Here is an 8,339-nt window from a genome sequence, read left to right as displayed (position 1 = left end):
GCGTCTCCTCGACGATCCTCAGCTTCTCAGGCGTGCTCCAGTGACGGCGACGACCGCCGTCGGCGATGATCTCGGACACGGACATAAGCCTATGCTCAGGGGATAGCCCCAAGCCTCCTTCTTAGGCTTAATTCCGTCCAGTCAAAACAGGGGCCAGTTCAATACCCCACTGATCAAGTAGGCATTAAGCCGGCGGTTTGGCGGCGGTTCGGGGGCTTGAATGTGATACGATGGATAGCAACGGGCTGTGCATGCGCAGCGCTGATCGCCGGCACAGGACATGCTCAGGAGATGCATCCGTCGACAGGGCGCAGCACAGCCGGCTACGGCTGAAACCCGGCAGAAGCTGCTGGAATTCGCGCGCACGCTTCCGGTCGACGACAAGCACGATCGCGCGCTGGCCATGCGCGGCTTCATCGCGACGGTGCCGGGAAACGTGCTGCGCGATCCGGATGGTGCGGTCGTCGCCGACCTTGATACCAACGCCTTCTTCAATCGGCCGGCGGCGGCTACCGTCAATCCCAGCCTGTGGCGCAACGCCGGGCTGCTGGCGCGACATGGTCTCTTCAATGTCGCCGACCGCCTCTATCAGGTCCGCGGGCTGAGCATCTCGAACATGACGGTGATCGTCGGCGATACGGGATATGTCGTTGTCGATCCGGGCTTCGAGGACGCGGCGCGGGCCGGCATGGAGCTGGTCTATCACCATCTCGGGCGCAAGCCGGTGACGGGCATCCTCTACACCCACAGCCATTCGGACCATTACAGCGGCGTGCGCGGCGTGCTTTCGGATGAGGAGGCGGCGCGGCGCAAGGTGCCTGTCGTCGCGCCTGCCGGGTTCATCCGCGAGGTGATGGGTGAGTCGATCATCGCCGGGCCTGCGATGGGTCGGCGCGCGGGCTACCAGTTCGGCTTTCGTCTGCCGCAGACCGAGACGGGCGGCGTCACGCTGGGCATCGGACCGACGATCCGCACCGTCGCCCCGCCCGCCGGTCGAGCGGCGACGGCGCGCTCGCGTCTGCCGATCGTGCCGACGCATGAAATCAGCCGCACGGGCGAGACGCTGACGATCGACGGCGTGCGGTTCGAGTTCCAGATGGCTACGAATACCGAGGCACCGGCGGAGCTCCATTTCTATCTGCCCGACTTCAAGGCACTCTGCCTCGCCGAGAATGCGAACGGAACGTTGCACAACGCTCTGCCCGTACGCGGCGCACTGGTTCGCGACGTCAATGCGTGGGCGGACGTGCTGACCGAGGCGATCGGGCGCTATGGCGACCGGAGCGAAGTGCTGTTCACATCCCACTTCTGGCCGCACTGGGGACGCGCAGACATCCTCGATTATCTCCAGAACCACCGCGATGCGTACAAAATCTGCACGACCAGAGCGTGCGCCTGATGAACGACGGGCTGACCGGAAACGAGATCGCCGATCAGTTGCGCTATCCCGATGTGCTGGCGTCGCGATGGTTCAATCGCGAATATTACGGCACGCTCAGCCACAATTCGCGCGCGGTGTACCAGCGCTACATGGGCTTTTACGACGGCAATCCGGCGCACCTCGACCCGCTGCCGCCGGAAGATGCCGCCAAACGCTATGTCGCGGCGATCGGTGGCGGTGAGCGCGGACTGGCGTTGGCAGAGGAAGCCGAGGCCAAGGGCGATCATCGATGGGCGGTCGAACTTCTCGATCGGCTCGTCTTCGCCGATCCGACGAATGCGCGAGCCAAGGCGCGGCTGGCCGATCTCTACGAGCAGCTCGGCTATCGCGCCGAAAGTTCGACCTGGCGCAACGGCTATCTGACTGCGGCGCAGGAACTGCGACAGGGCAGCGGCACCCCCACGCGAGGTCCCGCGTTCGCGGGGCTGGCGAACCTGCCGATCGACCTGCTGCTGGATGCCGCTGCGGTGCGCCTGGTGCCCGACCGTGCGAGGGGCGTCGTGCTCGACTTCAACATCGTCGATGCCGATACCGGCGTCAGCCGGCGGGTTCAGGTGCGCAACGCGGTGCTGGCACACGAGGCGACGGATCGGGTCGTCACCTGCCAGCCGGTGGTGCGGCTGACCGCGCAGGGCTTCCACGCTGCCCTCTCCGGTCAACCGCCGGCGGGCTTGAAGACCGACGAACAGGCATTGCTCCGTCGTTTCGCGGGGTTGTTCGACGGGCCGTTGCAGAATTTCGCGATCGTCACGCCGTAGCGGCGGAACCACGCCCCCTCTCTACCATCAGGTCTATCGTCCATCCGCTTCATGATGTCGCTTGCCCGCCGCCGCCTGTTCCTGTGCGCCGCCGTGATCGCAACGCCTGCCACTGCCCAGATCGTTCCCGATCAGGTCGCGGCGCCTTCATCGGCACGGCACTCTATGGCGATACCATCGGATATTATCCTGTCGCGCGCACCAAGGAAGGCAAACGCCGCGCCGCGTCGCAAGCGCTGCGCATTCCGCTATTCCATGCGGTCGTCCTCGCGGTCGTCCTGAAACTGTCGGGGGGCGGGGCGCCCAAGGCGGCACGCCCCGCCGCCGACCTCCTGTCGACTTCGGTCTTGGTGCTGGGCATGGCCGTGATCGGGTTCAATCTCGCCACGGTCCGCTCCGACGATCCCGATATGCTGCTAATCGCACGGATACTCGCGGTGCGTCAGGTCGGCGCGGTGGTCCTGGTCGCCGTGGCGCTGGGCGTCGAGGCGGCGCTGGTCGGCGTGCTCGGCACGCGCGAACAGGAAGCGGCGACGCTGGCGGCGTTGTCGCCCTGATCCTCGTCACCGCCGCCGTCGCGCTGGCGGGGGCCACCGGCCTTGCCGGACAGCCGGGCCGGCCCGTCGCCGGACGCTTTGTCGGCGCGTTGGAACAATTGCGGCGGGTGGGGCGGTTGCGCCGCTTCGACAAATGATAGGTGAGACAGGGTATGGGCATTGCAGCGGCACTTGGCCTGGGCGGACGCAAGATACGCTATGCCATCGTGGGGTTGGGCGACATCGCGCAGGAAGCGTTGATGCCCGGCGTCGATCACACCGGCAATTCCAAGATGACCGCGCTGGTATCCGGCGATCCCGAAAAGCTTGGCGCGCTGGGCGAACGCTACGGCGTGGCGGACCGGTATTCGTACGAACAGTTTCCCGAACTGCTCCGGTCGGGCACGATCGACGCCATCTATCTCGCCACCCCCAATTGGCGCCATGCCGAGTTCGCGGTGCCGGCGCTGGAGGCGGGCATCCATGTCCTGTGCGAAAAGCCACTCGACGTGTCGGCGGAAAAGGCGCGCGCGATCATCGCCGCGGCGGAACGCGGTGGCGCGCGGCTGATGACCGCCTATCGCCTGCATTTCGAACCGGCGACGCTGGATGCGATCCGGCGGATCCGTGCCGGCGAGCTTGGCGACCTGATCGCCTTCACCTCCTGTTTCATGCAGATGGTCGATCCCGCCAACCACCGCGCCACCAACGGGATCGAGGCGGGGCCTTTGTTCGACATGGGCGCCTATCCGATCAACGCGATCCGCTATCTGTTCGGTGCCGAACCGGTCGAGGTCGTCTCGGCGATCGGCGTGCGCCATGCCGAGGCAGGGCTGGGCGATCTCGACGATACGATCGCGGTGACGCTGCGGTTGCCGGGCGACCGGCTCGCCCAGTTCACCGTCGGCTATTACGCCAACAACGTCGACAGCCTCACCATCGCCGGGACCAAGGGGTCGATCGAAATGAACCCGGCCTTCGGCTTCGGCCAAGGGCTGGAACATCACCGCCAGATCGGTGAGGATCGCTCGCACAAGACCTACAAGGAAACCGACCAGTTCGGCGGCGAACTGCGCTACTTCTCCGACTGCATCCTGAACGATCGCGACCCCGAGCCGGATGGCGAGGAAGGGCTTGCCGACCTGCTGGTGATCGAGGCGATCGTGACTGCGCTGCGCACCGGCGGCGCGGTACCGATCGAACCGCTGGCGCGTATGCGGCGCATCGATCCGGATACGCAGGAGCAGACGCTGCGCGCGGTATCGGCGCCCGATCCGGTTAACGCCGCCTCGCCGACCGGCGCCTGATCCCCCGTCCGGTATTGCAGGAGACCCGCATGTCCCGTTCCGCCACGCCGCTTGCCGGTCATGTCGCACTCGTCACCGGCGCCAGTTCGGGGATCGGGCTGGGGGTCGCGGAGGCGCTGGCCGGCGCCGGCGCGGCGGTGATCGTCAACTATCATTCGGACGCGGCCTCGGCCGATGCCGTGGTCGAACGAATCCGTGCGGGCGGCGGCCGCGCGGTCGCGGTCGGTGCCGACGTGTCGGACGAGGGTGAGGTGGTGCGACTGTTCGACGAAGCTGTCGCGGCGTTCGGGCGGATCGACGTGCTGGTCGCCAATTCGGGGCTGCAAAAGGACGCGGCGATCGCCGACATGACGCTGGCCGATTGGAACACCGTCATCGCCGTAAACCTAACCGGGCAGTTCCTGTGTGCGCGCGAGGCGGTCCGCCGGTTCCGCGCGCAGCCGCGCGACCGCCGGCCGGCGCGAAGTGCCGGGGCGATCGTGACGATGAGTTCGGTGCATGAGGTGATCCCCTGGGCGGGGCACATCAACTATGCCGCGTCGAAGGGGGGCAGCCGCATGTTCACCCGCTCGCTGGCGCAGGAGGTGGCGCTCGACGGCATCCGCGTAAACGCCATCGCCCCCGGCGCGATCCGTACCCCGATCAACCGGGATGCATGGGACGATGCCGATGCGCTGGAAAAACTGTTGCGGCTGATCCCCTATGGCCGGATCGGCGAGCCCGACGACGTGGCGCGCGCGGTGGTGTGGCTGGCATCGGACGACGCCGATTACGTGACCGGCACCACCCTGTTCGTCGACGGTGGCATGACCCTGTATCCCGAATTCCGCGACAATGGTTGAGCCGCCGCGCGCGATCGGCGACCATGGCATCATCGGCGATCTGGAGACGGCGGCGCTGGTCGCGCGCGACGCGACGATCGACTATCTGTGCTGGCCGTCGCTCGACAGTCCGACGATCTTCGCCGAACCGCTCGATGCCGAAAAGGGCGGGGCCTTCACCCTGCACCCCGTGCTGGATCGCCCGCAGCGCATCCAGCTCTACGTCCCCGATACCAACGTGCTGCTGACGCGCTGGATGGCGGAAGATGGCAGCGCCGAGGTCAGCGACCTCCTGCCGCTGCCCGATGCCCGCGTCCATCCGGATCACAATGCACGCTGCCTGATCCGCCGGGTGACCGTGACGCGGGGGACGATCCGCTTCCGGGTGCGGTGCGCGCCGCGATTCGATTATGCACGGGAGACGCCGGGCGTGGCGGCGGTGGACGGCGGCATCCGCTTCGTCGGCCGCGACCTTGCGTTGCGGCTGTTCGCCTCGGTTGCGCTGACCGCCGAACCCGATGCCGCCAGCGCCGATTTCACGCTGGAGGCCGGGCAAAGCGCGTGGTTCGTGCTCGGTGAGGACGCATTGTCGTGCCCGACCGACGATCTGGTCGACGCCGATATGACGGCAACGACCGCCGCATGGCGACGCTGGGCCTCGCAATCCTCCTATAACGGCCGTTGGCGCGAGGCGATGACGCGGTCGGCGCTGGCGCTCAAGCTGCTGACCTCCGCGCGACACGGCTCGATCGCCGCAGCGGCAACCTTCGGCCTGCCGGAGGCGACCGGGGCCGGGCGGAACTGGGACTATCGCGCCACCTGGATCCGCGACGCGTCGTTCACCGTCTATGCGTTCCTGCGCCTCGGTTTCGTCGCCGAAGCGGAGCATTTCAACCGCTGGGCCGCCGACCGGGTCATGGATGCCGGCCGCGACCACCCGATCCGGATCATGTACGCGATCGACGGATCGGAGGCCGCCGACGAACACGAATTGTCGCATCTGGCGGGCTATGCCGGCAGCCGCCCGGTGCGGATCGGCAATGCCGCGCACGCGCAAAGCCAGCTCGACATCTTCGGCGAGCTGCTCGACAGCGTGTATCTATCGAACAAATACGGCACCGCGATCAGCCATAAAGGCTGGCAGCATGTGCGCGGCATCATCGACCATGTCATCGCCCATTGGCAGGAACCCGATGCCGGTATCTGGGAAATGCGCGGCGAGCCGCGGCATTTCCTCCATTCGCGGTTGATGTGCTGGGTCGCGCTTGATCGTGCGATCCGTCTGGCCAGGAAACGCTCGCTGCCCGCGCCGCTGGTCGCCTGGGCCGAATGCCGCGACGCGATCGTCGACGATGTCTGGACGAACTTTCGCCACCCCGAACACGGCTATTTCGTACAGGAACGCGGCGGCCGCGAACTGGACGCGGCGTTGCTGATGATGCCGCTGGTCCGTTTCATATCATCATCCGATTCCGTATGGCTCAAAACCCTCGACGCCATCGGCGCGTACCTGCGCGATGACGGGCTCGTCTACCGCTATCGCAACGCCGATGGGCTGGAAGGTGGGGAAGGCGCGTTCACCACCTGCACCTTCTGGTATGCCGAATGTCTCGCGCGGGCAGAGCGGATGGACGAGGCGCAGACGATCCTTGCCAAGGGGATGGCCTATGCCAACGCGCTGGGCCTGTTCTCCGAGGAGGTCGACCAGCGCGGCCTGCCGCTCGGCAACTTTCCGCAGGCGCTGACCCATCTGGCGTTCGTCAGCGCCGCCTATTTTATCGATCGAAAGCTCGATCCGGCTTACCGTCCCCAGTGGCAACCATAAGGACGTCCGTCGGCGTTCCCGATCGATCGCACGATATCATGCCCGGACGTTCACGACGGTCGTGCCGATCTCCGTATGCGCCAGCGCCGCATCGGTCGTGTACGTCTCGCCACCCAGTTCCAGCGCCAGCGCCAGACATGCCCGGTCGCCGAACGTCATTGCCTGCGAAACGGTCAGCGGTCGCACGTCGAGGTGCAGGCCACCCGATCCTTCCCGGACTTCTTCCAGCGGGACTCCCCGCTCGCGCAGCTTCGACACGACTTTGCCCACATCAATTGCGCCGATCACCGATCGGCAAGGACGGTGGCAACCTGGATCCGCCCCGGACTCATCGTTGAGCAGGCAGAGCAGGACGGACGCATCTCGAAGCGACCATCGTCGGCATAGCGGGTCAACGCCGTCCAGCGGGTCAGCGCATCGCGGATGGCGACCGCGAGGTCGGAGCGCCGGGACAGCTTCGGTCCGGTTGCGTCGAGCCACTGGCGGAACGCATCGAGCAGCGGTCCGGCCCTGGTCTGGCGCGCGTGCCGTCGCCCGTCGGGTGGCCGGCCGCGCACGCCCTGATCGACGGCATAGAGGCCGGCGATATGGTCCAGTACCTCGCGGGCGGCGGCGGAGCCGGTTGCGGCATGGACGTCGAAGAACTTGCGCCTGACGTGCGCTCAGCAGGCCACCTCTGCGATGCGTTCGCCATAGAGGCGGTCGAACCCGGCATAGCCATCGGCGTACAGACCGCCCCGGAACCGGGCAAGATGCCCGGCGGGGCGTTCGTCCTTGCGGTCGGGCATGTAGCGGAACAGCACGGCGGGCGGAACGTAGCCGCCAGCCCCGCGTTCGTCACGCACATAGGTCCATAGCCGGCCCGTCATGGTGCGACCGGTGCCGGGTGCGAGCACTGGTACGGGCGTATCGTCGGCGTGGGGGGTCGCGCCGCCCATGGACATGGCGCTACAGCGCGTCGACCAGCGGGTCGAGGAGTGTCGCCGAGCGCTCAACCCAGTCGGCCAAGGTGGAGCGGGCAAAGTCGACACCCTGGCGCGCGTAGATGCCCGACTGGCGGTACAGCGGCAGATGGTCGGCGTATTTAGACACCAGCACATGTGCGAGCAGCCCGGCACCGGGCCGACCGCGCTCGATGGGCATGGACGGCAGCGGCCCTGCCCGTCCGGTCATTCATTCAGCCGAAGTTCAACGGCAGCTTCGTCCCTGATGCTGGACGTTAAGGAGTAAATGGCCCGCATCCAAATGGTGAACGAAACTCACTCGGCTAATGTCACGAGAAGGACATGGTTCGAATTTGAGGGTCCCCCGGTTTCTCATCCAACCTGAATGTGAGTTTCCGGCGTTCATTCGGTCGCTTTGGCGGCCGCGGCAGCAGCATATTCGACCGGCGTCATCCAGCCAAGCGATGTGTGAGGACGGCTCTCGTTATAGTCCTGCCGCCAAGCCTCGATCTTGGCTCCGGCGTCGGGCGTGGACAGGAACCAATGTGTGTTCAGGCACTCGTCGCGAAGACGACCGTTGAACGACTCTACGAAGGCATTGTCGGTGGGTTTGCCCGGTCGACTGAAGTCCAAGGTCACGCCGTTTGAGCTGCTGCCGGTTCCGTGGACACCGAGATAAGGTGTTTTTGGAACCGGAGGATGGAGAT

8 protein-coding genes and 1 pseudogene are annotated in these 8,339 nt (G+C 66.3%); 6 read left to right on the top strand and 3 right to left on the bottom strand.

Going from position 1 to position 8,339, the window contains the following annotated elements:
- The first annotated feature begins 280 nt into the window (after positions 1-280).
- The 6 genes from ASE91_RS18300 (at position 281) to ASE91_RS18275 (ending at position 6,688) form a co-directional block, all read left to right on the top strand.
- Positions 281-1,399: an MBL fold metallo-hydrolase gene (locus ASE91_RS18300; protein ID WP_056629029.1), complete on the top strand. Its 1,119-nt coding sequence runs from the start codon at positions 281-283 to the stop codon at positions 1,397-1,399.
- A complete protein-coding gene (locus ASE91_RS18295; protein ID WP_056629027.1) occupies positions 1,399-2,199 on the top strand; it encodes an alkyl sulfatase dimerization domain-containing protein in 801 nt (266 codons plus the stop codon). Before ASE91_RS18300 ends, ASE91_RS18295 begins: the two co-directional genes overlap by 1 nt.
- Before the next feature lie 83 nt (positions 2,200-2,282).
- Positions 2,283-2,756 carry a hypothetical protein gene (locus ASE91_RS19825; RefSeq protein ID WP_056629025.1) on the top strand — a complete coding sequence of 158 codons (474 nt, stop codon included), beginning with the start codon at positions 2,283-2,285 and terminating at the stop codon, positions 2,754-2,756.
- 152 nt (positions 2,757-2,908) lie between these two features.
- The gene (locus tag ASE91_RS18285; protein ID WP_056629024.1) at positions 2,909-4,042 is read left to right on the top strand and encodes a Gfo/Idh/MocA family protein; all 1,134 of its coding nucleotides are present in this window, start codon (positions 2,909-2,911) and stop codon (positions 4,040-4,042) included.
- A 29-nt stretch (positions 4,043-4,071) separates the two neighbouring features.
- Positions 4,072-4,884 carry a glucose 1-dehydrogenase gene (locus tag ASE91_RS18280; RefSeq protein ID WP_056629021.1) on the top strand — a complete coding sequence of 271 codons (813 nt, stop codon included), beginning with the start codon at positions 4,072-4,074 and terminating at the stop codon, positions 4,882-4,884.
- Positions 4,877-6,688, top strand: coding sequence for a glycoside hydrolase family 15 protein (locus tag ASE91_RS18275; RefSeq protein ID WP_056629019.1), 1,812 nt, complete (start codon positions 4,877-4,879; stop codon positions 6,686-6,688). Before ASE91_RS18280 ends, ASE91_RS18275 begins: the two co-directional genes overlap by 8 nt.
- 36 nt (positions 6,689-6,724) lie before the next feature.
- Here ASE91_RS18275 and ASE91_RS18270 read toward each other — a convergent pair whose 3' ends face one another.
- From ASE91_RS18270 to ASE91_RS18250, 3 genes and pseudogenes are all read right to left on the bottom strand, one after another.
- Positions 6,725-6,976 (bottom strand): hypothetical protein, encoded by a 252-nt coding sequence (locus ASE91_RS18270; RefSeq protein WP_055998540.1) that lies wholly within the window; start codon positions 6,974-6,976, stop codon positions 6,725-6,727.
- Positions 6,977-7,047: 71 nt separating this feature from the next.
- Positions 7,048-7,843 (bottom strand): annotated as a pseudogene (gene tnpC / locus ASE91_RS19820) (IS66 family transposase); the annotation flags it as partial.
- Between the two features lie 191 nt (positions 7,844-8,034).
- A partial coding sequence (locus ASE91_RS18250; RefSeq protein WP_235530568.1) for an integrase core domain-containing protein occupies positions 8,035-8,339 on the bottom strand: 305 nt, incomplete at its 5' end.

The organism is Sphingomonas sp. Leaf62 (assembly GCF_001421915.1).
In the GTDB taxonomy this organism is placed as follows: domain Bacteria; phylum Pseudomonadota; class Alphaproteobacteria; order Sphingomonadales; family Sphingomonadaceae; genus Sphingomonas.
This window is presented reverse-complemented; position numbering and strand designations above follow the sequence as displayed.

Coding starts and splice junctions, on each gene's coding strand:
- ASE91_RS18300 (WP_056629029.1), top strand. CDS start 281: ATGCTCAGGAGATGCATCCGTCGACAGGGCGCAGCACAGCCGGCTACG.
- ASE91_RS18295 (WP_056629027.1), top strand. CDS start 1,399: ATGAACGACGGGCTGACCGGAAACGAGATCGCCGATCAGTTGCGCTAT.
- ASE91_RS18285 (WP_056629024.1), top strand. CDS start 2,909: ATGGGCATTGCAGCGGCACTTGGCCTGGGCGGACGCAAGATACGCTAT.
- ASE91_RS18280 (WP_056629021.1), top strand. CDS start 4,072: ATGTCCCGTTCCGCCACGCCGCTTGCCGGTCATGTCGCACTCGTCACC.
- ASE91_RS18275 (WP_056629019.1), top strand. CDS start 4,877: ATGGTTGAGCCGCCGCGCGCGATCGGCGACCATGGCATCATCGGCGAT.